We start from the raw sequence: 26,743 nt of genomic DNA on the forward strand, positions 1-26,743 counted from the left end.
AGCCGCCCGCGCAGACGAACTGCGCACGGACTTCCCAATAGTCGCGCGGCACGAAGTTGCGGATTTTCTCTTCACGTTCGACGACGATCGACAACGTAGGCGTCTGCACGCGGCCGACGGTCGTCAGGAAGAACCCGCCGCCCTTGCTGTTGAACGCGGTCATTGCCCGCGTGCCGTTGATGCCGACGAGCCAGTCCGCCTCCGAGCGGCAGCGGGCCGCATCGGCGAGCGGCTGCATTTCCTCGTCGCTGCGCAGACGCGCGAAGCCGTCGCGGATCGAGCCGGCCGTCATCGACTGCAGCCACAGCCGTTGCACCGGCTGCTTTGCTTTCGCGTGCTGCGCGATCAGGCGGAAAATCAGCTCGCCCTCGCGCCCCGCGTCGCATGCGTTGATGAGGCGGTCGACGTCCTTGCGCTTCATCAGCTTCGTGAGCACCTTCAGGCGCGTTTCGCTTTTTGCGATCGGGTTGAGGTCGAAATGCGGCGGGATGACGGGTAGATGCGCGAAGCTCCACTTGCCTCGCTTGACTTCATATTCTTCCGGCGCGGCGATTTCCAGCAAATGGCCGACCGCCGAGGACAGGACGAAATCGTCGTTCTCGTAATACTCGTCATGCTTCGTAAACCCGCCCAAAGCGCGTGCGATGTCGTTCGCGACGGACGGCTTCTCGGCGATGATCAGAGCTTTGGACATGACTTTTATAAGTGGGTGAATCCGGGTTAGTGCGCCTGTGGCCGATGCCCTGGCGGGTCGGTTCTCGGGCCGGTCCTGTAACGACCGCTTTATAGCACAAGGTGCGGCGGCGGCGATTTTCGCATCTTCTCGTTGGCCGCCATCGCCACTGCTGTTGACACTGCTGGTGACGCCGCAGTTGTCACATAAGGCGCCCAATCATAATGGCGCGATGAGCCCGCGGGCAAGCGAGGGACTTATCGGAATCAGGTCATTGTGCGAACGGGCGGGTTGCGGCTCGTCCTCCTGCTGAGGGTCCTGCCCCGGCTTCACGCCTCGGCAAGCGCGGGACGCAGCTTCGGCGCGTCTGTCACGCCCGGCAGCGCCGTGAGATCGGCGAGCATGCGCTCGACCACGGCGCCATGGGGCAGCACGGTGCCGAAAAAGCGCGTTGCAGAGGCATCTTCGATCAGGATCGTCGGGAAGTTCTCCACATCGAGGTCGTCAAAGCGGTCGGCGTGCGTTTCGATATCGATCCAGGCGAAACAGATGTCCGGGTGCGCGTCGGCGATGCGATCGAACGTCGCCCGATAATCGCGACAGGTGCCGCACCAGTCGGCGCACAGGCACGCGACGAACAGCGTATCGCGGTCGGCGACGCGGCCGGCGATCCGGTCGGCATCGGTGTCGAGGTCAAGCGCTGGCATGGTCGTTCCTTGCGTTCTCTTATATATAGAGGCGGTACATTTGGCGCGAATGTAACATGCCGGCGCTAGCGAAGTGTCGCCCTGACGAACCATCCTCCAGGCAGCGAATTCAATTGACCGGAAAGTTCGAGCTGTAGCAATGCGGCTTGCAACGTCGCTTCGCTCAGTTCGGTACGCGCCGCGAGAATTTCAAGCGTGGCGGGCGCATGGCCGAGCGCGTCGAGCACGCGTCGCGCCTCGGGATCGGGGTTGCCCGGCAATCGTGTGTGGTCGCTTGGCGGGAGTTCGTGCGTGGCCGCACGCACCGGTTGCGCGATGCTTTCGCCAACGCTGCGCGGTGCGGGTGCAGCGGGTGCAGCGGGTACGGTGGGTGCCGCACGCGCCGCGGGTAGCTGAATGCCAAGCGCTTCGAGTACTTCCTCGGGCGACTCGACGAGTTGCGCGCCTTCCTTGATCAACCGATGGCAGCCGCGCGCAAGCGGTGCGTGAATCGAACCGGGCAGCGCGAAGACATCGCGTCCCATTTCATTGGCGAGCCGTGCCGTGATCAGCGAGCCGGAGCGCATGGCGGCTTCCACGATCACGACGCCTTCCACGAGTGCCGCGATCAGGCGATTGCGCTGCGGAAAATTCGCCGAGCGCGCGGGCGTGCCAAGCGGCCACTCGGAAAGGATCGCGCCGCGCTGCGCGATTTGCGCGGCGAGCGCGCGATGCGTGCGCGGGTAGACGAGATCGGCTCCGGTGCCGACAACGGCGGCTGTTCCGCCGCGTTCGTCGAGCGCGCCCCGGTGCGCGGCGCCGTCCACGCCGAGCGCGAGCCCGGAGACGACCGTGGCGCCCGCGGTTGCGAAGGCGCGGGCAAACCGTGCGGCGTCTTCGAGTGCCTGCGGCGTCGCGCTGCGGCTACCGACGACGGCGATGCTGCGCGCGTGCAGCAGGCCGAGCCGGCCTTGTACGTAGAGCAGCGGCGGCGGGTCCGGCATCGCGAGGAGCCGCGGCGGATACGCGGGATCTGCGAGCGTAACCAGCGCGTTTCCTGGCGTTGCGCACCAGGCGTTCAGCGTTTCGAACTGGTCCGCAAAGCCGGGCGTGGGCGCAGCGACCGCGGCGCGCGCGGCTTCGCTGCCCGCCGCGGCGGCAAGCGCCGCGAACGGCTGGGCGAGCACGTTCTGCGGCAGCCCGAAGGCGGCGAGCAGCGTGCGCAGCGCGGCGGGTTTCAGGCCGCGCGCAGTGGCAAGGTGCAGCCAGGCGGACCGTTCCTCGTCGCCGATCGGCAAGGGTGCGAGCATGGAGAAAACCCCGGTGCCAGGTGGGTTGGAACCTGGCGTGATAAAATTTTCACTATCCGAAATCCAGTGCGGCGCGTCCCTCGATGCGTCGCGCGCCTGTGCGGCGGCCTGCGGACTGTGGCGTGGGCAGCGGCTGTTGAATCCGGCCGTTTTGTCCGTATATCCTCTGCGTCCTGCAACGCGCGGACAAGCTGGCCGAACGGCCAGTCCGCGCGATGCCGCAAGAACCCGGCCCCTCATAGAAACTCCGTAAAACCATGGCTCTACTGAACATCCTTCATTACCCGGACAAGCGCCTGCACAAGATTGCCAGGCGGGTCGAGGTCTTCGACGACCGCATCCGCAAGCTCGTCGCCGACATGGCGGAGACGATGTACGCCGCACCCGGCGTCGGTCTCGCGGCGACGCAGGTGGATGTGCACGAGCGTGTCGTGGTGATCGACGTCTCCGAAACGCACAATGAACTGCGGGTGTTCATCAATCCCGAAATCATCTGGTCGAGCAAGGAGCAGGTGGTCCACGAAGAGGGCTGCCTCTCGGTGCCGGGCATCTACGACGAAGTCGAGCGCGCGGAACGCGTGCGCGTGCGTGCGCAAAACGAGAAGGGCGAAACCTACGAAGTGGACTGCGAAGATCTGCTCGCCGTGTGCATCCAGCACGAGATGGATCATCTGATGGGCCGCGTGTTCGTCGAGTACCTCTCGCCGCTCAAGCAAACGCGCATCCGGAACAAGATGAAGAAGCTCGAGCGCGCGATGTGAGTTGCGATGTGAGGCGCGTGTGAGGCATTCTCGCCGCGCCGTTCTTTCCTCCTTCTTCCTCCCTCAGCCCGACTTCGAGCGCACATGAGTCACTCCCTTCGCGTCATCTTTGCCGGCACGCCGGAATTCGCCGCCGCGGCGCTCGCGGCGATCCACGAAGCGGGCTTCGCGGTGCCGCTCGTGCTGACCCAGCCCGACCGCCCGGCCGGGCGCGGGATGAAGCTGCAGGCGAGCCCGGTCAAGCGCTACGCGCAGGATCACGGCCTCGCGGTTGCGCAGCCCACTTCGCTGCGGCGCGCGGGCAAGTATCCGGAAGAGGCCGCCGCCGCGCTGGACCTGCTGCACGCGACGCCGTACGACGTCATGGTGGTCGCCGCGTACGGGCTGATCCTGCCGCAGGAAGTGCTGGATATTGCGCCGCACGGCTGCATCAACATCCATGCCTCGCTCTTGCCGCGGTGGCGCGGCGCCGCGCCGATCCACCGCGCGATCGAAGCGGGCGACGCTGAAACCGGCATCACGCTCATGCAGATGGACGCGGGCCTCGACACCGGCCCGATGATCTCCGAGGCGCGCACGCCGATTACCCCTACCGACACGACCGCAACCCTGCACGACCGGCTTGCGCAACAGGGCGCGAAGCTGATCGTCGAGGCGCTCGTGGAACTGGAGCGCAGCGGCAATTTACCGAACACGCCGCAACCGGCCGAGGGCGCGAATTACGCCGAAAAGATCGGTAAGCAGGAAGCCGCGCTCGACTGGCGGCGTCCCGCCGGCGCGCTCGTGCGCCAGATCCGCGCGTTCGACCCGTTTCCCGGCGGCGCCGCGACGCTGGACGGTGCGCAGGTGAAGCTCTGGGCCGCCGAACCGGCCGATGGCGCCAGAGTTCCCGCAGGCGCTGCGCCGGGCCAGATCCTCGATGTCACGCCCGCTGGCGTGGTGGTGGCGTGCGGCGAAGGCGCGCTGCGCGTGACGCAATTGCAGAAACCGGGTGGCAAGCGCCTTCCCGCGCGCGAATTTCTGGCGGGCATGCCGCTCGTCGCGGGACAGCGTTTTAAATTGCCGGATACGCCCGATACACCCGATACGCCCAACACGCCTGCAGTCTGAGCGACGAAGCACTGGCGCGCCAGTCGTCCATTCGGCCAGGTGCCGCGCATGATCCGATGCGCGTTAGAATCGGTCCAGCCTGATTCGTATTCCCCGAGGACGTCATGTTCGGCATTACCCACTTTGGCTTTTTCTGCGTCGCCGTCTTTTTGCTCAACGTGACGCCGGGCCCGGATACCGCTTACATCGTCGGCCGCAGCGTCGCGCAAGGCCGCAGCGCCGGGCTCGTCTCGGCACTCGGCATTTCCGCCGGGTGCTGCGTGCACTCGCTTGCATGCGCGTTCGGCCTGACCGCGCTGCTTGCCGCGTCGGCTACGGCGTTCACCGTCGTCAAGTTCGTCGGCGCGGTGTATCTCGTCTATCTCGGTGTGCGGCTGATTTTCACGAAGGCAGCGCCCGCGTCTGTCGAAGCCGATGCCGCGCCACGCGCGAGCGCGCCGCGTCCGTTGCGCCAGCTCTTTCTGCAGGGTTTCTGGACCAACGTCCTCAACCCCAAGGTGGTGCTGTTCTTCGTTTCGTTCTTCCCCCAGTTCGTGACTGCAACCAGCTCGCACAAGGCGCTCGCCTTCCTTGCGCTTGGCGTCGTGTTCGTGTTGATGAGCACGGTCTGGAACAGCTTTGTCGCCTGGGTTGCCGGCAGTGTCACGCGGCGCTTCTCCGGCAAGCCGGGCATGAAGCGGTGGCTGGACCGCACGGTCGGCTCGGCGTTCGTCGGACTTGGCGTGAAGCTCGCCACCGCTTCCCGGTAACGTTGAATTTTTCGCATCCGCCCATAAATTACAAATCGCATACAATGCGTTCGCTGCCGGTGTGCGGCGCGCGCCAAACGATTTGATTCCCCTTTTGGGTGAAGGAGCACAGCAATGTTCAACTGGGTCAAAACCGCGATGTTGATGGCTGCGATTACGGCCCTCTTTATCGCGATCGGCGGGATGGTCGGCGGTCAACGAGGGATGATGTTCGCGTTCGTCGTGGCGCTCGGCATGAACTTCTTCTCGTACTGGTTTTCGGACAAGATGGTCCTGCGCATGTACAACGCGCAGGAAGTGGACGAGACCACGGCGCCGCAGTTCTACCGCATGGTTCGCGATCTTTCCACGCGCGCCGGGCTGCCGATGCCGCGCGTCTACCTGATCAACGAAAACGCACCGAACGCATTTGCCACAGGCCGCAATCCGGAGCATGCGGCGGTCGCGGCGACCACCGGCATCCTGCGCGTGCTCTCCGAGCGCGAGATGCGCGGCGTGATGGCGCACGAACTCGCGCACGTGAAGCATCGCGACATCCTCATCTCGACGATTTCCGCCACGATGGCCGGCGCGATTTCGGCGCTTGCGAACTTTGCGATGTTCTTCGGCGGCCGCGACGAAAACGGCCGCCCGGCGAATCCGGTTGCGAGCATCGCCGTGGCGCTCCTCGCACCTGTCGCGGGCGCGCTGATCCAGATGGCGATTTCGCGTGCGCGCGAATTCGAGGCCGACCGTGGCGGCGCGCAAATATCGGGCGATCCGCAGGCGCTCGCGTCCGCGCTCGACAAGATCCATCGCTACGCGCAGGGCGTTCCGTTCCCGGCGGCGGAGGAGCATCCCGCAACCGCGCAGATGATGATCATGAATCCGCTCTCGGGCGGCGGCGTCGCGAGCCTGTTCTCGACGCACCCGCCCACCGAGGAGCGCATCCGCAGATTGATGGACATGGCGGCGGGCAAGACCTGACCGAAATCCGCTGCTCCGAAAAACGCCTCTCTGGAGGCGTTTTTTTTGCCTTTCGCACGCCGCAGGCGTGCAGCGCGCGTTCAGGCGCGGTCGGCCCATGTCGGGCCGCGTCCTCGGGCGTAGCGCTCACGCCACGCTACAATGCGTCGTTTGTGCCGCGCGTCTCTCGCGGCCCGCTTCCGGTTTTTCCATGACATCCAGCTCGTCCCGGCGGTCCGCCGCCCCGTCCCGCAACCAACGTCCTGGCGCTCAGGCACACAAGCCCGGCCCCGCGACCGGCCGTCAGGCCGTGCATCTGGCACCTGATTCGCTCGGCTTCGCGCTCGATCAGGCTGCGCAGGCCGTCGGCGCGGTGCGCGCGGGCGCGGCGCTGCCCGCGGCACTCACGAGCATGTTCGCCGCCTTGCCCGCCGATTCGGCGACGCTCGCGCGCGGGGCCGTACAGGACATCGCCTACCGGACGATGCGGCGTCTGGGCCTCGTCGACTGGCTGCTGCGGCAGCGCGTGAGCAAGGCGCCGCCGCAGCCGGTCGCGAACCTGATGGCGTGCGCGCTGGCGCTGCTCGTCGACGACGAAGCGAACGCTGCCTACGCGCCGTTCACCGTCGTCGACCAGGCGGTTCGCTCGGTGGGCGCGCGGCGTGATGTGGCTTTCGCGAAGGGGCTCGTCAACGCCGTGCTGCGCGGTTTTCTGCGCGAACGCGAGGCATTGCTGGCCGCGGCGCGCGCCGACGAGGTCGCGCGCTGGAACTATCCGCAATGGTGGATCGATGCGACGCGCGCCGCGTGGCCGTGCGAATGGCAGTCGATTCTTGCCGCAGGCAACACCCACGGCCCGCTCACGCTGCGCGTGAACGCGCGCCGCACGACCGCAGCCGATTACCTCTTGCGCCTTCAGGCGGCGAACATCGACGCCACGCAGATCGGCGACTATGCCGTTCGTCTTGCTGCCCCAATGCCGGTCGATCGCATTCCGGGTTTCATGGCGGGCGACGTTTCGGTGCAGGACGCGGGCGCGCAAGCCGCGGCGCAACACCTGGGCGTGCGCGACGGCATGCGCGTGCTCGACGCCTGTGCGGCGCCTGGCGGCAAGAGCGGCCATCTGCTCGAACTTGCCGACATCGAACTGATCGCGCTCGAAAGCGACGCCGCACGCGCTGCGCGTATCGGCGAGAATATCGAGCGGCTCGGTTTCGCCCAGGACGATCCCGCGCATCCGCTGCGGCGCGCGCAAGTCGTGATCGGCGATGCGGGCGAGACCGCCGCCTGGTACGACGGCCAGCCCTTCGACCGCATTCTGGCCGACGTGCCGTGTTCGGCCTCGGGCATCGTCCGGCGTCACCCCGATATCCGCTGGTTGCGTCGTCAGGGCGACATCGCGGCGCTCGCCAGGGAGCAGCGTCGCATCGTCGCGGCGCTGTGGCCGCTCCTGAAGCCGGGCGGCGAGCTGCTCTACGTGACCTGCTCGATCTTCCCCGAGGAAGGCGAAGCCGCGGCGCGCTGGTTTGAAAGCAGTCACCCGGATGCGGTACGATTGGACGCGCCGGGGCAACTGTTGCCGACGGCCGGGCATGCGCCGTCCGGGGGGGCTGATGGGGTGACTGACACCAGCGCAGCCAACAAGGCGCAGCCTGACGCGAGCGGAAACGATGCGGATAACGCCGCCGTTCCCCGCCGCACCGCCGATCACGACGGATTCTTCTACGCGCGCTTTCAGAAACGGTGATCATTAAACGCTTCTTCCCGCTGCGGCTCGCGGCTCTGCTCTGGTTCGTGCTGGTCGCCGGCTTTATCGCCGCGACGCCGGCGCGCGCCGAGTCGATTTCGGTGCAGCGCGCGTCGCTGCAGGCCGACGGCAACGGCTGGAACCTCGACGCCCGTTTCGACTTCGACCTGAACAGCAGTCTGGAAGACGCGGTCAACAAAGGCATTCCGCTCTACTTCACGACCGATTTCGAACTCTCTCGCGCGCGCTGGTACTGGTTCGACGAGAAGCCCGTGAGCGTGTCGCAGAGCATCCGGCTGTCGTTCCAGCCGCTCACGCGCGAATACCGCGTCTCGACCGGCGGCCTGCAGCTCGGCTTTCCGACGCTCGCCGAGGCGCTCGCCGTCGTCAAGCATGTGACCTCGTGGCATGTGTTCGACCGCAGCGACGTGAGCGCGGACGAAACCTACATCGCTTCGGTGCGCATGCAACTCGACGTGGCGCTCATGCCCAAGCCGTTCCAGATCGACGCGGTCAACAACCGCGACTGGAATCTCGCCTCCGACTGGAAGCGCTTTAACTTCACGGTGACCGAACGTGCTAGGTAAAGTGCGCCGCGCCACCAGCGTCAGCAGCATTGTCCTCAGGCTGCTCGTATCCACCGTCGCGTTCACCGCGACGCTGCTGCTCGTGCTGCTCGCCGCCGCGAGCGCGAACACCGAATTCTTCGATCGCTACTACGGCTGGCTCTACGCGGCCAACTTCGTCGTCGCGCTGATTTTCATGTCGGTGGTGACGGCGCTCGTGATCGTGATCGTCGTGCGCCTGAGGCGCGGCAAATTCGGCACACGGCTGCTCGCGAAGCTCGCGTTCTTCTTCGCGCTGGTCGGCGTCGTGCCGGGCGGCATCATCTACATCGTTTCGTATCAGTTCGTGTCGCGCTCGATCGAATCGTGGTTCGACGTGAACGTCGAAACCGCGCTCACCGCGGGCCTGAACCTCGGGCGCGGCATGCTCGATGCGTCGCTCTCCGATCTGCAGACCAAGGCGCGCCTCATGGCCGAGCAGATCGCGAGCGCCGACTCCGCGGGCACGACGCTCACGCTTTTGCGCACCCGCGACCAGTTCGGCGTGCAGGACGCGACGATCGTCACGCCGGTGGTGCGCAGCATGTCGGGCGCGGCGCCGGACCTGCGGGTCGTCGCGCAGGCGTCGAGCAACCTGTCGTCGCTGGTGCCCGCCGGCCTGCCCACGCAGTTCATGATCGAGCGGGCGCGCGAGGGCGGCTACGCGGCGATCGAAGGGGAAGTGGACGGCGATCCGCAAGAGCACGGTTCGAAGGGCCCGCTGCGGCTGCGCGTCGTGACGCGCATTCCCGATGCGAACACCACGGACCTGCAGCCCACCGAACGCTTCCTGCAACTCGAACAGCCGGTGCCCGCCGCGCTCGCGCGCAACGCCGACGCCGTGCAGCGCGCGTATCGCGAGTATCAGGAGAAGGCGCTCGGGCGCACGGGCTTGCGCAAGATGTACATCGGCACGCTCACGCTCGCGCTCTTTCTCGCCACGTTCGTCGCGATGATGCTGGCGCTCGCGCTCGGCAACCAGCTTGCGCGGCCGCTGTTCCTGCTCGCGCAGGGCACGAAGGAAGTGACCGAGGGTGACTACACGCCGAAGCGCGAAATCAAGTCGCGCGACGAACTGGGCTTCCTCACGCAGTCGTTCAACGCGATGACGCGCCAGCTATCGGAAGCGCGCGCGGCTGTCGAGAAGAACCGCGTCGCGCTCGAACATTCGAAGGCATACCTCGAAAGCATTCTTGCGAACCTCACGGCGGGCGTGTTCGTGTTCGACCGCCAGTTCCGGCTGACCACGGCGAATCCGGGCGCGGAGCGCATCTTCCGCCAGCCGTTCGAGACGCAACTGGGCGTGCAGCTCGAACACATCGGCGTGCTGGCCGAATTCGGCGCCATGGCGCGCAAGGCGTTCGCCGATCAGGAAGCCGCGAGCAGCGACGGCGAACAGGCGCGCGGCCACTGGCAGCAGCAGTTCTCCGTGCCGATTCCCGGCGAAACCGATCCGCTCACGCTGCTCGTACGCGGCGCGCGCCTCGTTGCGGGCACGGGAACGGGGACAGGCGCCGAGGCGGGCAACCCGCAGACGGCGGGCTATGTGGTCGTGTTCGACGACATCTCGGACGTGATCTCGGCGCAGCGCTCGGTCGCGTGGGGCGAAGTCGCGCGGCGTCTCGCGCACGAGATCAAGAACCCGCTCACGCCGATCCAGCTGTCGGCGGAGCGCCTGCAAATGAAGCTTTCCGACAAGCTCTCGCCGACCGATGCCGACGTGCTCAAGCGCGGCGCGACGACGATCGTGAACCAGGTCGCGGCGATGAAGCAGATGGTCGACGATTTCCGCGACTACGCGCGCACGCCGCCGGCGGTGCTGTCGAGCCTGCAGCTCAACGATCTGGTGAGCGAAGTGCTGACGCTCTACGGCGTGGAGGAAGGCAAGAGCGCGCTGAAGGTGGAGTTGTCGGCGCTGCCGGTGATCCGCGGCGACGCGACGCAATTGCGCCAGGTGATCCACAACCTGTTGCAGAATGCGCAGGACGCGGTCGCCGACACAGCGAACCCGCATGTGACGCTCGAAACGCGGGCCGTAGAATACGGGGATCCGGACGCGGACGGCCGCTCGCGCGTCGCCGTGCGCCTCACAATATCGGACAACGGACCGGGATTCCCGGCGCGCATCCTCACGCGCGCATTCGAACCCTATGTGACGACCAAAGCCAAAGGAACAGGACTCGGGCTTGCGATGGTCAAGAAGATCGTCGATGAGCACGGCGCGCGCATCGACATCCGCAACCGCATGAAGACGGGCGATGTGATCGAAGGCGCGCAGATCTCGATTCTCTTTCTCCAGCTGGCAGACGACGCCGCAACGCCGGAATCCGGCGAGCGGAATTCGCGTGCCGCAGCCGGGCAGGGAACAAAAGCAACAGTGCAGACAAGGGCAGCGTAAATGGCAACCATCCTGGTGGTAGACGATGAAATGGGGATCCGGGAACTGCTCTCGGAGATCCTGAGCGACGAGGGACACGTCGTGGAGCTGGCGGAGAACGCGCAGGAGGCGCGCGAATTCCGCCTGCGCCAGGTGCCTGACCTGGTTCTGCTCGATATCTGGATGCCGGATACCGATGGCGTCACGCTGCTCAAGGAATGGGCGGCGCAGATGCTCCTGACGATGCCGGTCATCATGATGTCGGGGCACGCGACGATCGACACCGCCGTCGAGGCGACGAAGATCGGCGCGCTGAATTTCCTCGAAAAGCCGATTGCGCTGCAAAAGCTGCTGAAGGCCGTCGAGCAGGGACTCGCGCGCGGCACGGCGGCGCCCGTGCTCGCGCAGGCGGGCGGCAAGCCCGCCGCGGGCGGCACGGCCGCGGTGGCCTCGGCGGCGGCGCTGCCGATGCTCGTGGCCGATGGCGTGCAGGGCATGGCGCCGGCCTCGCAGATGGCGTCGATTTCGTTCGACATTCCGCTGCGCGACGCGCGCGACGCCTTCGAGCGCGCCTACTTCGAATATCACCTCGCGCGCGAGAACGGCAGCATGACGCGCGTGGCGGAAAAAACCGGGCTCGAGCGCACGCACCTGTATCGCAAGCTCAAGCAACTGGGCGTGGATCTCGGCAAGAGCAAAGGCGAATGAGGCTTATCGCCCACTTTTGAGAGGGGCTTGCGTTGGAGCGCGAGCGTCGCTATAATCTGCGTTCTTCGTTGGCCCGGTAGCTCAGTTGGTAGAGCAGCGGATTGAAAATCCGCGTGTCGATGGTTCGATTCCGTCCCAGGCCACCAGAATTGCAGCCCCAGGAGATCGCACGATTCCTGGGGCTTTTTCGTTGTTCTGCTGTTCTGTCGCGCCGATGCGGCAGCCAGCCGGGCGGATTGCAGCGCCGGGCGCCGATCCTCCCGCGAAGGGCCTGGGCCTATACTGCATTAGCTGCATGAACCGGCACCGCATGAACCAGTACGGCCCCGGGCTGCCGAAAGCGGCTACCTGCGGCGGCTACCTGAAGTGACTACCTTCGGCGGCTACCTGAAGTGGCTAACTGCGGCGGCTACCTGCAGCACGGCGGCGGCGTTCGCGACGCTGTGCGGGAATCTCACACACGGAGTTTCACGTTGACTCGAACAGACGCCAAGACCGGCGCACTCGTGCTGTTTTCCGGCGGCCAGGACTCGGCCACGTGCCTCGCCTGGGCGCTCGATCGCTACGATACTGTCGAGACGCTCGGCTTCGATTACGGCCAGCGCCATCGCGTCGAGCTAGCGTGCCGCGAAGGTTTTCGCTCGGCGATTGCGCGTGCGTTCCCGGCGTGGGCCGGGCATCTGGGCGAAGATCACATGGTCGACCTCTCGGTGCTCGGTTCGATCAGCGACACCGCCATGACACGCGAGATCGAGATCGAGACCGCCGCGAGCGGCCTGCCGAACACGTTCGTGCCGGGCCGCAACCTGATGTTCATGACGATTGCCGCGGCGATTGCCTATCGGCGCGGGCTCAAGGTGCTGGTCGGCGGGATGTGCGAAACCGATTTTTCGGGCTATCCCGACTGCCGCGACGACACGATGAAGGCGCTGCAGGTCGCGCTGAACCTCGGCATGGACAGCCGCTTCGTGCTCGAAACGCCGCTGATGTGGCTCGACAAGGCCGACACCTGGCGTCTTGCCGAGCAACTGGGCGGCAAGGAACTCGTGGAGCTGGTGCGCGTCGAGACGCATACGTGCTATCTCGGCGAGCGCGCCGAACTGAACGCATGGGGCTTCGGCTGCGGCGAATGCCCGGCCTGCAAGCTGCGCAAGCGCGGCTACGAAGCGTATCTCGCGGGCGAGAAGGTCACAGAAGCGCCGCATTGAGGCCCTCGGCGTATCTAGGCAGACTCGGGCAGCCGACTCAACCCGATCCAGGATCAGGCAGCAGCATGACTTACGCGGTAAAGGAAATTTTCTACACGTTGCAGGGCGAAGGCGCGAATGCCGGGCGCCCGGCCGTGTTTTGCCGGTTCGCCGGCTGCAACCTGTGGTCGGGCCGTGAAGAGGACCGGGCTGCTGCCGTGTGCCGGTTCTGCGATACGGACTTCGTCGGCACCGATGGCGAGAACGGCGGCAAGTACCCGCGTGCCGAGGAACTGGCCGCGAAAATCGCGTCGCTGTGGCCCGAGGGCGAAGGTAACCGCTTCGTCGTGTGCACGGGCGGCGAGCCGATGCTGCAGATCGACCAGCCGTTCGTCGACGCGCTGCACGCCGCGGGCTTCGAAATGGCCATCGAAACGAACGGTTCGCTGCCGGTGCTCGATTCGATCGACTGGGTGTGCGTGAGCCCGAAGGCCGATGCGCCGCTCGTCGTCACGAAGGGCAACGAGCTGAAGGTCGTGGTGCCGCAGGACAACCAGCGCCTCGCCGACTACGCAAAGCTCGACTTCGAGTATTTTCTCGTCCAGCCGATGGACGGCCCGTCGCGCGACCTGAACACGAAACTGGCCATCGACTGGTGCAAGCGCCATCCGCAGTGGCGCCTTTCGATGCAGACTCACAAGTACCTGAACATTCCCTGACGCGCCGTGCTGACGATCACCCGAAAACTCGAATTCGATGCGGGCCACCGCATCCCCGACCACCGCAGCCAGTGCCGCAACCTGCACGGCCATCGCTATGTGCTCGAAGTCACGCTGCAGGGCGACACGGTCGAGGCCGAAGGCGCGCCCGACCGCGGCATGGTGATGGACTTCGCGGACGTGAAGTCGCTTGCGAACCAGCATCTCGTCGACCGCTGGGATCACGCGTTTCTCGTCTATGAAGGCGACACGCAGGTGCGCGGGTTCCTCGACACGCTGCCGGGCCACAAGACTGTCGTGATCGACCGCATTCCGACCGTCGAGAATCTCGCCGCGCTGGCGTTCGAGATCCTCGCGAACGTCTACGACGCCCACTACGGCGTGAATCTCCAGCTCCACAAAGTGCGTCTCTACGAGACGCCGAACTGCTGGGCCGAAGTCGTCCGCGACTAGGTCCGCCACCAGGCCGCGCGCCCGCGCGGCTCGCGCCTGTGCGCGCCATCCGAGGCGCGCGCACGCCCTTTCCCCTTGCCTGTCGATGCCTCGCCGCACCGGGTTTTCCGCCCGATGGCGGCGTTTATTGTCGCTGTATCATCATTGCAGCAAGGCCGCGCACCTTCCGCGCGGACGGACAACATAAACATAGCGAGACATGCCGGTTGCGGCGCCGCCGGGCCATACGCCCGGGTACGGCGCGCGCGGCGCGCGGCCTCGCCGGGAGCACGGCGATGAGCACCTTCACCAATCCCCTGAAAGAACGTTTGAGAGAGGCGGAGCCGCTCTACGGCCTGTGGCTGTCGATGGGCAGCGAAACGGCCGCCGAGGCGCTCGCCCATGCCGGATTCGACTGGCTGCTGATCGACATGGAGCACGCGCCCAACGACAGCGCGGATACGGTCGCCCAGCTGCGTGCAATCGCCGCCGCCCATCTGCCGACCGAGCCGGTCGTGCGCCTGCCGACCAGCGAGCCGTGGCTCGTCAAACGCGTGCTCGACGCGGGCGCGCGCACGGTGATGTTTCCCAACATCGGCACGGCGGAAGAAGCCGCGCATGCCGTGAGCCTCACGCAGTACCCGGACGAGCGCACGCCCGATGGCCAGCGCGGCGTGGCGGGCGTCGTGCGCGCCGCCGCGTACGGCATGCGGCGCGATTACCTGCACGGCGCGAATGCGCAGATTGCTTGCATCGTGCAGATCGAATCGGCGCAGGCGCTGGGCGAGGTGGAGAAGATCGCGGCGACGCCGGGCGTCGATTGCCTGTTCGTCGGCCCCGCCGATCTTGCCGCGAGCCTGGGCCATCTGGGCGATTCGAAGCATCCCGACGTCAACGCAGCGATGCTGCGCATCGTCGCCGCGGCGCGGGGCGCGGGCGTGGCGACGGGCATCTTCGCGATGGATGCGGCGCAGGCGAAGCAGTACCGCGACATGGGCTTCAGCTTCATTGCGCTCGCCGCCGATGTGATCTGGCTCGTGCGCGCGACGCGGCAGGCGCTCCAGGAGGCGAGATCATGAGGCGCAATACAGGGGCGACTGTGGGGGCGACTGCGAGGGCGACTGCGAGGACGGCGGTGCGCGCGGCAGCCGGGCTTTTTGCCGCGACCTTTGCGGCGGCGTGCTTTGCAGCCGGAACGGCAGTCGGACCCGCCATCGGCGCGGCCGATGCGACGGGCGCGGGTGCGCAGTCGGATCCGCAGACGGCCAATGCCGTCGCCGACTACAACGCAGGCAACCTGAGCGCCGCGCTGACCGAGTTTCGCGCGGCGGCCGAGCGCGGCAACCGTCTCGCGGAATTCGACTACGCGATGATGCTGCTGAACGGCGAAGGCGGCGCGACGGATATCGGCGAGGGCCGCCGGTGGCTGCGCAAGGCCGCCGACGCGAACATGTCGCATGCGCAGTACGTCTACGGGAAGATGTACGACGACGGCGACTTCGTCGAGCGCGATCCGGCTCAGGCACACCCGTGGTTCCTGAAGGCGGCGAAACAGGGCCACGTGCAGGCCGAGCTTGCGCTGGCGAACCAGTACCTCGACGGACGCGGCACAACGCGCAACAACAAGCAGGCGTTCTACTGGTACAAGAAGGCGGCCGAAGGCGGCGACATGACGGCGCAATACGTGACCGGCTCGTTCTACGAGCACGGCGGCGACGGCGTGCCAAAAAACCTCAACGTCGCGCGCGCGTACTACGCCGCCGCGGCGGCGCAGGGCGACCGGGTAGCGCTCCTCAAGTACCGGCAGCTGAGTTCGCAGTTGATGAAGTCGGCGCCTGGCGCGACGCTGCAGTAGTCAAAACACCGGCAAGGCACAGTCAAAGAGTCAAAGCACGGCGGGCCGCCGCCGCCCGGCGCGCAGGCTAGCTCTGCATGAGCCGCTTCTGGCGGCCGACGCTCATGATCAGTCCGATTGCGATGCCGAGCGTCGTGAGCGCGGTTCCGCCATAGCTCATGAACGGCAGCGGCACGCCCACCACGGGCAGGATGCCGCTCACCATCCCGATGTTCACGAATGCGTAGGTGAAGAAGGCCATCGTCAGCGATCCGGCCAATAATCGCCCGAACAGCGTGGCGCCATTCGCGGCGATATAGAGCCCGCGCGCAATCAGGCACATATAGAGCGTGAGCAGCACGAGACCGCCCGCCATGCCGAATTCCTCGGAGAACACCGCGAAAATGAAGTCGGTGTGCTTTTCGGGGATGAACTCGAGGTGCGACTGCGTGCCCTTCAGCCAGCCCTTGCCGAGCGGCCCGCCGGAGCCGATCGCGATCACGGCCTGAATCGTGTGGAAGCCCTTGCCGAGCGGATCGGATGTCGGGTCGAGCAGCGTGCAGACGCGGTGCTTCTGATAGTCGTGCAGGAGCGGCCAGTTCACCTGCGGCTGGCAGATCTTGTCCTGGAAGACGGCAATCGATGCGACGGCGATCACGCACGCGATCAGCACCGGCACGATCAGCTTGAACGACAGCCCCGCGAAGTAGATCACGAAGAAGCCTGCCGCGAACACGAGCACGGCGGTGCCGAGGTCGGGCTGCTTGGCGATCAGGCCGACCGGCACGAGCAGGATGATGAAGCCGACGAGAAAGTCGTACCAGCGCGTCACGCCTTCGCGGCGCTGGTAATACCAGGCGAGCATGAGCGGTGTGGCGATCTTGAGGATTTCCGACGGCTGGATCACGACGCCCACGTTGATCCAGCGCTTTGCGCCCTTGCGCGTGAGGCCGAACATCGCCACCGCTATCAATAGCGCGATGCCGAATGTGTACATGGGCACGGCGAAGCGCATCAGCGTCGTGGGCGGCACGTTCGCGAGCACCCACATCACGACGAAGGTCAGCATGATGTTGCGCAGCTGGTCCTCGACGCGGCCCGGCACGTCGAGGCTCGCGCTGTACAGCGTCACGATGCCCACGCACAGCAGCAGGAACACGGTGAGCGCCAGCGGCCGGTCGAAGCCGATGAACATCTTGCGGATCGTGTCGAACACCGCGCGCTTGTCGATCTTGTCGAACTGGAATATGGGCATGGCGGATTCCTTACTCGTCGATGCCGGAGGCGGGCGATGGCTGCGCCGGCTGGCCGTCGTTGCGCGAGGGCGCGAGGGCGGCCGTGTCCGGCGCGCTCGCGGGGCGCGGCGGGCGGCGGTGCGGCTCGCCCCGGCGCGGCGCGGATGCGGCGTCCGCATGGCTGGCGGCGGCATTGGCTGCATCGGCGGTTGCCGACGTGCCGCCGTCGACGGCATCGGCGGTGTCGGGTGCGTCGGGCGAAACCTTGGCGCGGCGCGCGGCGCCTGCGCCCGGCGCGGCGGCCAGACGCGGATTCGTCGCGGCAGCGGCGCTCGCACCGGTGGCTTTCGCGATGCCCTTTGTGCGCGCAGCGGGCGCTGAAGCCGCGATCGAACTGGAAGCGGCCCCCAAAGCGGCGCCTGAAGCAGCGCTGGCGGGCGCTGCCGCCGCTGCTGCAGCGGCGGCCGACGCAGCCGCCGCCGCCGCCGCCGAAGCCGCGCCGGGAATCGGCAGCGGCTTGAACCCGGCGGCGACTTTCACCGTATGGGTATCGGAGGTTTCCTGCGGCGCGCCGATCACGGGCTCGGACGCATCCTGCGCGGCGGACGCCGCTGCGGCCACGGCGGCTTGCAGGACGCCCGGTTTCTGGCGGTCGAGGAGGTAGTAATCGAGCACGCGGCGCGCGATCGGACCTGCGGCCTGCGCGCCCCAGCCGCCGTTCTCGACGATCAGCGCAACCGCGATCTTCGGCTTGTCGGCCGGCGCGAATGCGATGAAGAGCGCGTGGTCGCGCAGATGCTCGGCGAGGGCATGCGCCTGATATTTCGCGCCCTGCAGTGAGAACACCTGCGCCGTGCCGGTCTTGCCCGCCGACGTGTACGGCGCGTTCGCGAAGATCTGGTACGCGGTGCCCGACGGGTTCATCGTCACGCCTTCCATGCCGCGCTTCACGACGTCGATGTCTGCTTGCGACACGTTCAGACGCCCGCTTTCGTGCGGCACCGTGAGGTGCACTTCGCGCGTGATCGGATTCTCGATTTCCTTCACGAGGTGCGGCTTCATGACGATGCCGTTGTCGGCGAGCGTCGCGGTCGCGTGCGCGATCTGCAGGATCGTGAACGAGTTGTAGCCCTGGCCGATGCCGAGGCTGACCGTCTCGCCCTCGTACCAGCGCTGCTGCTCGGGCTTGCGGTAGGCCTTGCGCTTCCACTCGGTCGACGGCAGGATGCCGCGCGCCTCGCCCGCGATGTCGATGCCGGTGATCTGGCCAAAGCCGAGCGGCTTCATGAAGTTGGCGATGTTGTCCACGCCGAGATCGTGCGCGAGCATGAAGAAGTAGGTGTCGTTCGACACCATGATCGCGCGGTTCATGTCGATCCAGCCCTGGCCGGATCGCACGTCGTTGTTGAAGCGGTGGCCGCCGAACATGTAGAAGCCCGGATCCTGGAAGCCCCATTCCGGCGTGCGCTTGTGCAGCGTGAGCGCGGCGAGCGCCATGAACGGCTTGTAGGTCGAGCCGGGCGGATAGGTGCCGTGCAGCGGCCGGTTGAGCAGCGGGTGATCGGGCGAGTTGTTGAGCTCGTCCCAGGTCTGCTGGTCGATGCCGTCGACAAACGCGTTCGGATCGAAGCTCGGCGCGGAAACGAACGCGAGGATGTCGCCGGTCGCCGGCTCGATCGCGACGAGCGCGCCGCGCCGGCCCGCGAACGACTGCTCGGCGATCTGCTGCAGGCCGATGTCGATCGACAGCCGCAGGTTGTTGCCCGGCGTCGACTGGGTGCGCGAGAGCGTGCGCACGGGGCGCCCGCCCGCCGTGACTTCGACTTCCTCGAAACCGGTCAGGCCGTGCAGTTCGGTTTCGTAGCTCTGCTCGACGCCGATCTTGCCGATGTAGTCGGTGCCGTTGTAGTTGTTCGCGTCGCGGCGCGGATCGTAGTGCTCCGGATCGCTGTTGTTCTGGTCGCTGGCGTCGTCGATGCGCTCCTGGTCGCGCTGCGAGATGCGGCCGATATAGCCGATCACGTGCGCGGCCGTCTGGCCGAGCGGGTACTGGCGGAACAGGCGCGCGCGCACTTCCACGCCGGGGAAACGGAAGCGCTGCGCGGTGAAGCGCGCGACTTCGTCGTCGGTGAGGCGGGTGCGGATCGGCAGGCTCTCGAAGTTCTTCGAGTCTTCGAGCAGCTTCTTGAAGCGGCGGCGGTCGCGCTGGTCGATCGGGATCACCGTCGAGAGCTGGTCGATCGTGTTGTCGAGCGTGTCGGTCAGCTTCGAGGGCGTGATTTCGAGCGTGTAGGCCGAGTAGTTCCTGGCGAGCACGACGCCGTTGCGGTCGGTGATGATGCCGCGGTTCGGCACGATCGGCGCGACGGAGATGCGGTTCTCGTCGGCCTGCAGCGAATACTTGCTGTGGTTCCAGACCTGTAGCCAGAGGAAGCGGGTGGCGATCAGCCCGAAGCAGACGAACACGAACAGTCCCGCCGCCGCGACGCGCAGGCGGAACTTCAGAATCTGTCTCTGGGTGTCCTTGAATTCGGTCATGCGATGCGTCCGGCCCGCGTGCGCGGTGAAACGGTCCGGGGAGTGTCAGTGGGTGTCACGCGCGTTTTCCTGCTGTCTTCCTGCTGCTGTCTTTGCTACGTCGGCTGCGTCGGCCACGGCGGCATGTGCCGCTCAGATGGGCCGCGTGTCGTCGGGATCGACGGGGCGGCGCTGCGGCAAGAGGAGCACGATGCTCGCAACGGGCCACAGCACGGCGGCGACGAAACCGCTCAAGAGGTAATCCCAGCCGGGAAACGATGCGCCCATCAAGAGGCGGATCACGAACGGCACGACCTGCGTGCCGACCAGCATCGGCATCACGGCGAAAAGCTGCACGCCGAGCGACATCCACAGGACGCGGCGGTGAATCGTGATCGCGCCGTAAGACAGCAGCGTGTACGCAAGCGCGTGCTCGCCGAGCAGGCTGGCGTTATGCACGTCCATCATGAGGCCGAGGCAGAACGCGAGGCCCATGCCGACCTTGCGCGGCTGGTGGATGTTCCAGAACAGCAGCACGAGCGCGACGAAGTCGGGCACGCCCGGCAGTTTGCCCCACGGCAGCAGGTTCAACAGGAACGCGGCGGCGAGGCTGAACGCGATGAAGTACGGGTTGACCGGCTGCAGGATGTATTGCGGACGCGGCATCACGGATGCTCCGGCGCGGCGGCGGGCGCCACGCTGTGCTGGGCGGAACGGGCCGCTGGTTTGGCCGCCGGCGTGGCTGCTGCGGCGTGCTCGGGCTTCGCCGCGGATCGGGGCGCGGCCTCGGCAGGCTTCTGTTTTGCGGCGGCGGTTGTGACGGCTGCCGTGGCGGCGGCTGTGACGGTCTGGGTTGCCTGGGTTGCTGCCGGGGTCGGCGCGGCCGTTACCGCGGCGGCGGGCTGCGCCTTGCCGTCCGCTGCCTTCTCTGCTGCCTTCCTGTCGGCGGCTTTCCTCGCTTCGGCCTTCTTTTTCGCGTCCTTCGGGTCGACGGGTTCGGTCTCGGCGGGACGCGGCGGCTCCTGCGAAACATAGTGCAGCACGAGCACCTGGCGCGCGCCGCGCACGGTGGCGATCGGCACGCAGACCACGCGCGCGAACGCGGTGTCGGCCTGGCGGTCCACGCGCAGCACCTTCGCGACCGGCAGTCCTTGCGGATATACGCCGTCGAGGCCGCTCGTCACGAGTTCGTCGCCGACCTGCACGTCGGCGCTGATCGGCACGAAACGCAGGTCGAGCAGCGCGCCCTGCGCGGTACCGTAAATCACGCTGCGCAGGCCTGTGCGCACGATTTCGACCGGGACGGCCTGGTCCTTGTCTGTGAGCAGCGTGACTTCGGACTGCATCGCGAACACGCGCGTGACCTGGCCGACCACGCCGTCCTCGCTCACCACGGGCGAGCCGGTCTGGATGTCCTGCTGCGAGCCGCGCCCGATCACGACCTTCTGCGTGAACGGGTCGCGCGTGTCGTACTGGATTTCGGCGGGGGTCGACTGCGCGCCGATGCGCTGCGACAACTGCAGCACCGCGCGCAGGTGGGCGTTTTCGGCGCTGAGCGCGGTGGCGATATTGGCTTGCTGCGAAAGCTGGAGATTGCGCGCGTGGAGTTGCGCGTTCTCGGTGCGCAGCGTGGCGCCTGTGACCGCGAGGTCAGCGGCGCCCATGATGAGATCGCGCGGCACGAGCGCCGCGCGTTGCAACGGGTAGAGGCCTGCCCCGAGCACGCCGCGCACGACTTCGAGCGTCTTGAAGCGGGCGTCGGAGACAAGCAGGGCCAGCGACAGCGCGACAAAGAGGATGAGCCGCGCAAGTGCCGAAGGGCCTTGCTTGAACAGAGGCGGCGGACTGTATTCCATGGTCGGCGCCGGGGGCGTGTGCAGATGGATGAAACGGTGGCGCTACGAGGGGCGCCTGTTAGCGGGCGACGCGGCGGCAACCAGGCAGCGAACCGGCTGCCTCTCCAGGATGTGCGGGATGTGCCGCGCCGCTCGCATGGGATACGTGTGCTTACTCGTACGAGAAGATGCTGCCGAGCTTGTCCATGCGCTCGAGCGCCATACCCGACCCGCGCACGACGCAGGTGAGCGGGTCTTCGGCGACGAGCACGGGCAGGCCGGTTTCTTCCGCGAGCAGGCGGTCGAGATCGCGCAGCAGCGCGCCGCCGCCCGTGAGCATCATGCCGCGCTCGGCGATGTCGGCGCCGAGTTCCGGCGGCGTCTGCTCAAGCGCGATTTTCACGGACGAGACGATCTGGTTCAGCGGATCGGTCAGCGCTTCGAGGATTTCGTTGCTGGAGATCGTGAAGCTGCGCGGGATGCCTTCCGAAAGATTGCGGCCCTTCACTTCCATTTCCTTGACTTCGGAGCCGGGGAAGGCGGAACCGATTTCCTTTTTGATGGCTTCGGCGGTTTGCTCGCCGATCAGCATGCCGTAGTTGCGGCGGATGTAGTTGACGATGGCCTCGTCGAACTTGTCGCCGCCCACGCGCACCGAGCCCTTGTAGACGATGCCGCCGAGCGAGATCACGCCGACTTCGGTCGTGCCGCCGCCGATGTCGACGACCATCGAGCCCGTGGCTTCCGAAACCGGCAGGCCCGCGCCGATTGCGGCGGCCATCGGCTCTTCGATGAGATAGACCTGCGAGGCGCCCGCGCCATGCGCGGCTTCCTTGATCGCGCGGCGCTCGACCTGGGTCGAGCCGCACGGCACGCAGATGATGATGCGCGGCGACGGCGAGAACATGCGCGATTCGTGAGCCGACTTGATGAACTGCTTGATCATCTGCTCGGTGACGGTGAAGTCGGCGATCACGCCGTCCTTCATCGGGCGGATCGCCTCGATGTTGCCCGGCACCTTGCCGAGCATCTGCTTGGCTTCCTTGCCGACGGCCTGGATGGTCTTCTTTCCGTTCGGGCCGCCTTCCTGGCGGATCGACACGACGGACGGCTCGTCGAGGACGATGCCTTTGCCCCGCATGTAGATCAGCGTGTTGGCGGTGCCGAGGTCGATCGCGAGGTCGTTTGAGAAATAGCTACGCAGAAAACCGAACATTCAAAAATCCTGTCTCGCTTGTGGCCGACCTTCCAGACGGGCGGGTCAAGGACGGCAGCGGAAAAAATAACAGCCCCAGGCCGGGCGCGAAGCGCGCCGCGAGGAACCTGAAACTGCGGGAATGATTACCGGGGGCAAACTGGTGGCGTTTTGAGTCTGCCGCGAGCCTGCCCCTTGCATGCCCCGTAGCCCCTTCGTGCCTTTACGTGCCTTTGCGTGCCTGCCGCGCACCTTTCGCGCGCCATTTGCGCACCTGTTTGCGTGCGCATGTATGTCAGCGCTTCGCCGGTACTTTGGCCGCGAAGTGTTGCACAAGCGCTGCCGAAGTGCTGTGACCGGCGACGAAAGGCAGATGCAAGGCTATCCGGGTTTGGGTCGAACGCGTAATGATACCTTATAATTTTGCGTGTTTTGCAGGATCCGAAAGGGAGTTTTTGACGACGTCGAAGCTTTCCTCCAGAGCCGGATCCGGCGCGATAAATCGCTGTTGCAGCACTGTTTTTTCGAACCTGGCGCAACGGCTGGAGCTACAGCCCATTTTTTCCGGTGACCGCATGGCCCTGACCCTCAACGATGTGAAGCGAATCGCGCATCTCGCGCGTCTCGAACTGGCCGACGCCGAAGCCGGCAATACGCTCGAACGCCTGAACAACTTCTTCGGCCTCGTCGAGCAGATGCAGGCCGTCGACACGACCGGCATCGCGCCGCTCGCGCACCCGATCGAGCAGATCGAGGACGTCGCGCTGCGCCTGCGCGAGGACGCCGTGACCGAAGCCGTCGACCGCGACGCGTTTCAGCGCCCGGCGCCCGCGGTGCAGGACGGCCTGTACCTCGTGCCGCGCGTGATCGAATAAGCCTCGGGCACGCGGTTTTCCCGTCGCGGGCGCATGAAACTGCCGCGACGGCTCCCCGATCTCACGGGGCGCGGCCTGCCGGCTGGGCACGCAGCCCCGATGACGGCGCACGCGGCACACAGCAAACGGCGCCGCCGCCACGTTCTTCCAGGAACCTCGCAATGCATGAAAAAAGCTTGACCGAACTGCGCGCCGCGCTGGCTGCCAGGGAATACTCGGCAGTCGAGCTGGCGCAGCATTATCTGGCGCGAATCGACCGGTATAAGGCGCTGAACGCGTTCGTCGACGTCAATCCGGAGCTGACGCTCGCCCAGGCAAAGGCCGCCGACGCGCGCCTCGCCGCCGGCGAAACCGGTGCGCTGCTCGGCCTGCCGCTCGCGCACAAGGACGTGTTCGTCACGCGCGGCTGGCGCTCGACGGCCGGCTCGAAAATGCTCGAAAACTACGTGAGCCCGTTCGACGCCACCGTCGTCGCGCGGCTCGAACGTGCGGGCATGGTGTGCGTCGGCAAGACCAACATGGACGAATTCGCGATGGGCTCGTCCAACGAGAACTCGCACTTCGGCGCCGTGAAGAACCCGTGGGACGAGCGGGCGGTGCCGGGCGGCTCGTCGGGCGGCTCGGCCGCGGCCGTCGCCGCGCGCCTCGCGCCCGCCGCGACCGGCACGGACACGGGCGGCTCGATCCGTCAGCCCGCGTCGTTCTCGGGCGTCACGGGCATCAAGCCGACCTACGGCCGCGTATCGCGCTACGGCATGATCGCGTTCGCCTCGTCGCTCGACCAGGGCGGCCCGTTCGCGCACAGCGCCGCCGACTGCGGCCTGCTGCTCAACGCGATGGCGGGCTTCGACGAGCGCGACTCGACGAGCCTGCAGCGCGACGACGAGGACTACACGCGCCATCTCGGCGCGGGCTGGAGCGCCGACGCATCCGCCGACAAGCCGCTCGCGGGCCTGCGCATCGGTCTGCCGAAGGAATACTTCGGCGCGGGTCTCGCCGAAGACGTCCGCGCGGCCATCGACGCCGCACTCAAGGTCTACGAATCGCTCGGCGCCACGCTCGTCGAGGTGTCGCTGCCGAAGACCGAACTGTCGATCCCCGTCTACTACGTCATCGCCCCCGCCGAAGCCTCGTCGAACCTCTCGCGCTTCGACGGCGTGCGCTACGGCCATCGCGCGGCCGACTACCGCGATCTGCTGGACATGTACAAGAAGTCGCGCGCGGAGGGCTTCGGCCCGGAAGTGAAGCGCCGCATTCTGGTCGGCACCTACGTGCTCTCGCACGGCTACTACGACGCGTACTACCTGCAGGCGCAGAAGATCCGCCGCATCATCGCGCAGGACTTCCAGGAAGCGTTCAGGCAGTGCGACGTCATCATGGGCCCGGTCGCACCGAGCGTGGCGTGGGACCTCGGCGCGAAGGGCGACGATCCGCTGCAGATGTACCTTGCGGATATCTACACGCTCTCCACGAGCCTCGCGGGCCTGCCCGGCATGAGCGTGCCGTGCGGGTTCGGCGCGGGAGCGAATGCGCAGCGTCCGGTCGGTCTGCAGATCGTCGGCAACTATTTCAACGAGGCCCGCATGCTGCAGGTCGCCGACGCCTTCCAGCGCGCGACCGACTGGCATAGCAAGGCTCCGGCAGGGGTGTGAACATGGCAGCAACACAATGGGAAGTCGTTATCGGTCTTGAGACGCACGCGCAGTTGTCGACGGCGTCGAAGATTTTCTCGGGTGCTTCGACGCAGTTCGGCGCCGATGCCAACACGCAGGCCTGCCCCGTCGATCTCGCGCTGCCGGGCGTGCTGCCGGTGATGAACCGCGGCGCCGTCGAGCGCGCGATCCGCTTCGGTCTCGCGATCGGCGCAACGGTTGCGCCGCGCAGCATCTTCGCGCGCAAGAACTACTTCTATCCGGACCTGCCGAAGGGCTATCAGATCAGCCAGTACGAGATCCCGGTCGTGCAGGGCGGGCAGATCACGATCCAGGTGCCGGCCAACGAGAAGACCGGCAAGGAAGCCTACGAGAAGACCGTCAATCTCACGCGCGCCCACCTCGAAGAGGACGCGGGCAAGTCGCTGCACGAAGACTTCGCGGGCATGACGGGCATCGATTTGAACCGCGCGGGCACGCCGCTGCTCGAAATCGTCACCGAGCCGGAAATGCGCAGCGCCGCCGAAGCCGTGGCCTACGCGAAGTCGCTGCATAGCCTCGTCATGTGGCTTGGCATCTGCGACGGCAACATGCAGGAAGGCTCGTTCCGCTGCGACGCGAACGTCTCCGTGCGTCCGGTCGGCCAGCAGGAATTCGGCACGCGGGCCGAAATCAAGAACCTGAACTCGTTCCGCTTCCTCGAAGAAGCGATCCAGTACGAAGTGCGCCGCCAGATCGAGCTGATCGAGGACGGCGGCACCGTCGTGCAGGAAACGCGCCTCTACGACCCGGACAAGCGCGAGACGCGCTCGATGCGCAGCAAGGAAGACGCGCACGATTACCGCTACTTCCCCGATCCCGATCTGATGCCGCTCGTGATCGATGCAGCGTGGATCGAGCGCGTGAAGGGCGCGATGCCCGAACTGCCCGCGACGATGCAGACGCGCTTTGTCGAGCAGTACGGCGTGACGCCGTACGATGCGGGCGTGCTCACGGCGGCCAAGTCGATGGCTGTGTACTTCGAGGCCGTGGTCGCGACGACGGGCGCCGCCCAGGCGAAGGTTGCCGCGAACTGGCTGATGGGTGAAGTTTCGTCGCAGTTGAACCGCGAAGGCCTCGATATCGACGCTTCGCCGGTCTCGGCGGCGCAGCTCGGGCTGTTGCTGCAACGCATCGCCGACGGCACGATCTCGAACAAGATCGCGAAGGAAGTGTTCCTCGCGATGTGGGACGAGAAGGCCGAGGGCGCCGACGCTGCCGATCGCATCATCGAAGCGAAGGGCCTCAAGCAGATTTCGGACACCGGCGCGCTCGAAGCGATCATCGACGAGGTGCTCGCCGCGAACCAGAGGTCGGTGGAGGAATTCCGCGCGGGCAAGGAGAAGGCGTTCAACGCGCTGATCGGCCAGGCGATGAAGGCCACGAAGGGTAAGGCGAATCCGCAGCAGGTGAACGAGCTGCTGAAGAAAAAGCTATCCTGAGCGCTTCCCGGCAATTGCCACCGCAGGGCGGCGTCGCGCAAGCCGCGCGACGCCGCCCTGCCGTTTGAGGCGCCACCGAGGTACGTGCTTTGGAACAAGAGGAGAACCCC

Annotated in this window: 24 protein-coding genes and 1 tRNA gene; 17 read left to right on the plus strand and 8 right to left on the minus strand. The window is 66.5% G+C overall.

What is annotated here, in order from left to right; translation table 11 throughout:
• The 3 genes from Q0L30_RS10785 to dprA all read right to left on the minus strand — a co-directional run.
• On the minus strand, window positions 1-694 hold a 694-nt coding region (locus Q0L30_RS10785; RefSeq protein WP_296654769.1), incomplete at its 3' end, for a DNA topoisomerase.
• A 308-nt stretch (window positions 695-1,002) separates the two neighbouring features.
• Window positions 1,003-1,380 carry a thioredoxin family protein gene (locus Q0L30_RS10790; RefSeq protein WP_293037721.1) on the minus strand — a complete coding sequence of 126 codons (378 nt, stop codon included), beginning with the start codon at window positions 1,378-1,380 and terminating at the stop codon, window positions 1,003-1,005.
• Between the two features lie 65 nt (window positions 1,381-1,445).
• The gene (gene dprA / locus Q0L30_RS10795) at window positions 1,446-2,669 is read right to left on the minus strand and encodes a DNA-processing protein DprA (protein ID WP_296654772.1); all 1,224 of its coding nucleotides are present in this window, start codon (window positions 2,667-2,669) and stop codon (window positions 1,446-1,448) included.
• A gap of 257 nt (window positions 2,670-2,926) precedes the next feature.
• On the opposite strand from dprA, the gene def reads away from it, so the two are divergent.
• From def to Q0L30_RS10865, 14 genes are all read left to right on the plus strand, one after another.
• A complete protein-coding gene (gene def / locus Q0L30_RS10800; RefSeq protein WP_296654774.1) occupies window positions 2,927-3,430 on the plus strand; it encodes a peptide deformylase in 504 nt (167 codons plus the stop codon).
• An 84-nt stretch (window positions 3,431-3,514) separates the two neighbouring features.
• Complete coding sequence (fmt, locus tag Q0L30_RS10805; RefSeq protein ID WP_296654775.1) at window positions 3,515-4,540, plus strand: methionyl-tRNA formyltransferase; 1,026 nt, start codon at window positions 3,515-3,517, stop codon at window positions 4,538-4,540.
• Between the two features lie 104 nt (window positions 4,541-4,644).
• Window positions 4,645-5,289 (plus strand): LysE family translocator, encoded by a 645-nt coding sequence (locus Q0L30_RS10810; protein WP_296654777.1) that lies wholly within the window; start codon window positions 4,645-4,647, stop codon window positions 5,287-5,289.
• 114 nt (window positions 5,290-5,403) lie between these two features.
• Complete coding sequence (htpX, locus tag Q0L30_RS10815; protein WP_296654779.1) at window positions 5,404-6,255, plus strand: zinc metalloprotease HtpX; 852 nt, start codon at window positions 5,404-5,406, stop codon at window positions 6,253-6,255.
• A 190-nt stretch (window positions 6,256-6,445) separates the two neighbouring features.
• Window positions 6,446-7,981, plus strand: a complete 1,536-nt coding sequence (rsmB, locus tag Q0L30_RS10820; RefSeq protein WP_296654781.1) for a 16S rRNA (cytosine(967)-C(5))-methyltransferase RsmB — start codon at window positions 6,446-6,448, stop codon at window positions 7,979-7,981.
• Window positions 7,978-8,568, plus strand: a complete 591-nt coding sequence (locus Q0L30_RS10825; protein ID WP_296654782.1) for a DUF4390 domain-containing protein — start codon at window positions 7,978-7,980, stop codon at window positions 8,566-8,568. The genes rsmB and Q0L30_RS10825 overlap by 4 nt, the downstream gene beginning before the upstream one ends.
• On the plus strand, window positions 8,558-10,984 hold the full coding sequence (locus tag Q0L30_RS10830; protein WP_296654784.1) for a PAS domain-containing sensor histidine kinase: 2,427 nt from the start codon (window positions 8,558-8,560) through the stop codon (window positions 10,982-10,984). The genes Q0L30_RS10825 and Q0L30_RS10830 overlap by 11 nt, the downstream gene beginning before the upstream one ends.
• Window positions 10,985-11,671: a response regulator transcription factor EsaR gene (esaR, locus tag Q0L30_RS10835; protein WP_296654786.1), complete on the plus strand. Its 687-nt coding sequence runs from the start codon at window positions 10,985-10,987 to the stop codon at window positions 11,669-11,671. It begins immediately after the preceding gene.
• 70 nt (window positions 11,672-11,741) lie between these two features.
• Window positions 11,742-11,817, plus strand: a tRNA-Phe gene (locus Q0L30_RS10840).
• 327 nt (window positions 11,818-12,144) lie between these two features.
• Complete coding sequence (queC, locus tag Q0L30_RS10845; protein WP_296654788.1) at window positions 12,145-12,879, plus strand: 7-cyano-7-deazaguanine synthase QueC; 735 nt, start codon at window positions 12,145-12,147, stop codon at window positions 12,877-12,879.
• A 65-nt stretch (window positions 12,880-12,944) separates the two neighbouring features.
• The gene (gene queE / locus Q0L30_RS10850) at window positions 12,945-13,577 is read left to right on the plus strand and encodes a 7-carboxy-7-deazaguanine synthase (RefSeq protein WP_296654790.1); all 633 of its coding nucleotides are present in this window, start codon (window positions 12,945-12,947) and stop codon (window positions 13,575-13,577) included.
• A gap of 9 nt (window positions 13,578-13,586) precedes the next feature.
• Window positions 13,587-14,030 carry a 6-carboxytetrahydropterin synthase QueD gene (queD, locus tag Q0L30_RS10855; protein WP_296654918.1) on the plus strand — a complete coding sequence of 148 codons (444 nt, stop codon included), beginning with the start codon at window positions 13,587-13,589 and terminating at the stop codon, window positions 14,028-14,030.
• Between the two features lie 275 nt (window positions 14,031-14,305).
• Window positions 14,306-15,088, plus strand: coding sequence for an aldolase/citrate lyase family protein (locus tag Q0L30_RS10860; protein WP_296654792.1), 783 nt, complete (start codon window positions 14,306-14,308; stop codon window positions 15,086-15,088).
• Window positions 15,085-15,864 (plus strand): tetratricopeptide repeat protein, encoded by a 780-nt coding sequence (locus Q0L30_RS10865; protein WP_296654794.1) that lies wholly within the window; start codon window positions 15,085-15,087, stop codon window positions 15,862-15,864. The genes Q0L30_RS10860 and Q0L30_RS10865 overlap by 4 nt, the downstream gene beginning before the upstream one ends.
• 67 nt (window positions 15,865-15,931) lie before the next feature.
• Here Q0L30_RS10865 and rodA read toward each other — a convergent pair whose 3' ends face one another.
• From rodA to Q0L30_RS10890, 5 genes are all read right to left on the minus strand, one after another.
• A complete protein-coding gene (gene rodA, locus Q0L30_RS10870; RefSeq protein ID WP_296654796.1) occupies window positions 15,932-17,098 on the minus strand; it encodes a rod shape-determining protein RodA in 1,167 nt (388 codons plus the stop codon).
• 10 nt (window positions 17,099-17,108) lie between these two features.
• A complete protein-coding gene (mrdA, locus tag Q0L30_RS10875) occupies window positions 17,109-19,616 on the minus strand; it encodes a penicillin-binding protein 2 (RefSeq protein WP_296654797.1) in 2,508 nt (835 codons plus the stop codon).
• Window positions 19,617-19,748: 132 nt separating this feature from the next.
• Window positions 19,749-20,261 (minus strand): rod shape-determining protein MreD, encoded by a 513-nt coding sequence (gene mreD / locus Q0L30_RS10880; RefSeq protein ID WP_296654799.1) that lies wholly within the window; start codon window positions 20,259-20,261, stop codon window positions 19,749-19,751.
• Window positions 20,261-21,451 (minus strand): rod shape-determining protein MreC, encoded by a 1,191-nt coding sequence (gene mreC, locus Q0L30_RS10885; protein ID WP_296654801.1) that lies wholly within the window; start codon window positions 21,449-21,451, stop codon window positions 20,261-20,263. The genes mreD and mreC overlap by 1 nt, the downstream gene beginning before the upstream one ends.
• A 151-nt stretch (window positions 21,452-21,602) precedes the next feature.
• On the minus strand, window positions 21,603-22,646 hold the full coding sequence (locus Q0L30_RS10890) for a rod shape-determining protein (protein WP_124152902.1): 1,044 nt from the start codon (window positions 22,644-22,646) through the stop codon (window positions 21,603-21,605).
• Window positions 22,647-23,200: 554 nt separating this feature from the next.
• On the opposite strand from Q0L30_RS10890, the gene gatC reads away from it, so the two are divergent.
• From gatC to gatB, 3 genes are all read left to right on the plus strand, one after another.
• Window positions 23,201-23,500 (plus strand): Asp-tRNA(Asn)/Glu-tRNA(Gln) amidotransferase subunit GatC, encoded by a 300-nt coding sequence (gene gatC / locus Q0L30_RS10895; RefSeq protein ID WP_296654806.1) that lies wholly within the window; start codon window positions 23,201-23,203, stop codon window positions 23,498-23,500.
• Between the two features lie 161 nt (window positions 23,501-23,661).
• Window positions 23,662-25,152, plus strand: coding sequence for an Asp-tRNA(Asn)/Glu-tRNA(Gln) amidotransferase subunit GatA (gatA, locus tag Q0L30_RS10900; RefSeq protein ID WP_296654808.1), 1,491 nt, complete (start codon window positions 23,662-23,664; stop codon window positions 25,150-25,152).
• 2 nt (window positions 25,153-25,154) lie between these two features.
• A complete protein-coding gene (gene gatB, locus Q0L30_RS10905) occupies window positions 25,155-26,633 on the plus strand; it encodes an Asp-tRNA(Asn)/Glu-tRNA(Gln) amidotransferase subunit GatB (RefSeq protein ID WP_296654811.1) in 1,479 nt (492 codons plus the stop codon).
• Window positions 26,634-26,743: the final 110 nt, after the last annotated feature.

Source organism: Paraburkholderia sp., from assembly GCF_024281035.1.
In the GTDB taxonomy this organism is placed as follows: Bacteria; Pseudomonadota; Gammaproteobacteria; order Burkholderiales; family Burkholderiaceae; genus Paraburkholderia.

What these genes read in the sequence shown, in the direction of transcription:
- Q0L30_RS10790 (WP_293037721.1), bottom strand. Translation starts at nt 1,380, where the DNA reads ATGCCAGCGCTTGACCTCGACACCGATGCCGACCGGATCGCCGGCCGC.
- dprA (WP_296654772.1), bottom strand. Translation starts at nt 2,669, where the DNA reads ATGCTCGCACCCTTGCCGATCGGCGACGAGGAACGGTCCGCCTGGCTG.
- def (WP_296654774.1), top strand. Translation starts at nt 2,927, where the DNA reads ATGGCTCTACTGAACATCCTTCATTACCCGGACAAGCGCCTGCACAAG.
- fmt (WP_296654775.1), top strand. Translation starts at nt 3,515, where the DNA reads ATGAGTCACTCCCTTCGCGTCATCTTTGCCGGCACGCCGGAATTCGCC.
- Q0L30_RS10810 (WP_296654777.1), top strand. Translation starts at nt 4,645, where the DNA reads ATGTTCGGCATTACCCACTTTGGCTTTTTCTGCGTCGCCGTCTTTTTG.
- htpX (WP_296654779.1), top strand. Translation starts at nt 5,404, where the DNA reads ATGTTCAACTGGGTCAAAACCGCGATGTTGATGGCTGCGATTACGGCC.
- rsmB (WP_296654781.1), top strand. Translation starts at nt 6,446, where the DNA reads ATGACATCCAGCTCGTCCCGGCGGTCCGCCGCCCCGTCCCGCAACCAA.
- esaR (WP_296654786.1), top strand. Translation starts at nt 10,985, where the DNA reads ATGGCAACCATCCTGGTGGTAGACGATGAAATGGGGATCCGGGAACTG.
- queE (WP_296654790.1), top strand. Translation starts at nt 12,945, where the DNA reads ATGACTTACGCGGTAAAGGAAATTTTCTACACGTTGCAGGGCGAAGGC.
- Q0L30_RS10860 (WP_296654792.1), top strand. Translation starts at nt 14,306, where the DNA reads ATGAGCACCTTCACCAATCCCCTGAAAGAACGTTTGAGAGAGGCGGAG.
- Q0L30_RS10865 (WP_296654794.1), top strand. Translation starts at nt 15,085, where the DNA reads ATGAGGCGCAATACAGGGGCGACTGTGGGGGCGACTGCGAGGGCGACT.
- rodA (WP_296654796.1), bottom strand. Translation starts at nt 17,098, where the DNA reads ATGCCCATATTCCAGTTCGACAAGATCGACAAGCGCGCGGTGTTCGAC.
- mrdA (WP_296654797.1), bottom strand. Translation starts at nt 19,616, where the DNA reads ATGACCGAATTCAAGGACACCCAGAGACAGATTCTGAAGTTCCGCCTG.
- mreD (WP_296654799.1), bottom strand. Translation starts at nt 20,261, where the DNA reads ATGCCGCGTCCGCAATACATCCTGCAGCCGGTCAACCCGTACTTCATC.
- mreC (WP_296654801.1), bottom strand. Translation starts at nt 21,451, where the DNA reads ATGGAATACAGTCCGCCGCCTCTGTTCAAGCAAGGCCCTTCGGCACTT.
- Q0L30_RS10890 (WP_124152902.1), bottom strand. Translation starts at nt 22,646, where the DNA reads ATGTTCGGTTTTCTGCGTAGCTATTTCTCAAACGACCTCGCGATCGAC.
- gatC (WP_296654806.1), top strand. Translation starts at nt 23,201, where the DNA reads ATGGCCCTGACCCTCAACGATGTGAAGCGAATCGCGCATCTCGCGCGT.
- gatA (WP_296654808.1), top strand. Translation starts at nt 23,662, where the DNA reads ATGCATGAAAAAAGCTTGACCGAACTGCGCGCCGCGCTGGCTGCCAGG.
- gatB (WP_296654811.1), top strand. Translation starts at nt 25,155, where the DNA reads ATGGCAGCAACACAATGGGAAGTCGTTATCGGTCTTGAGACGCACGCG.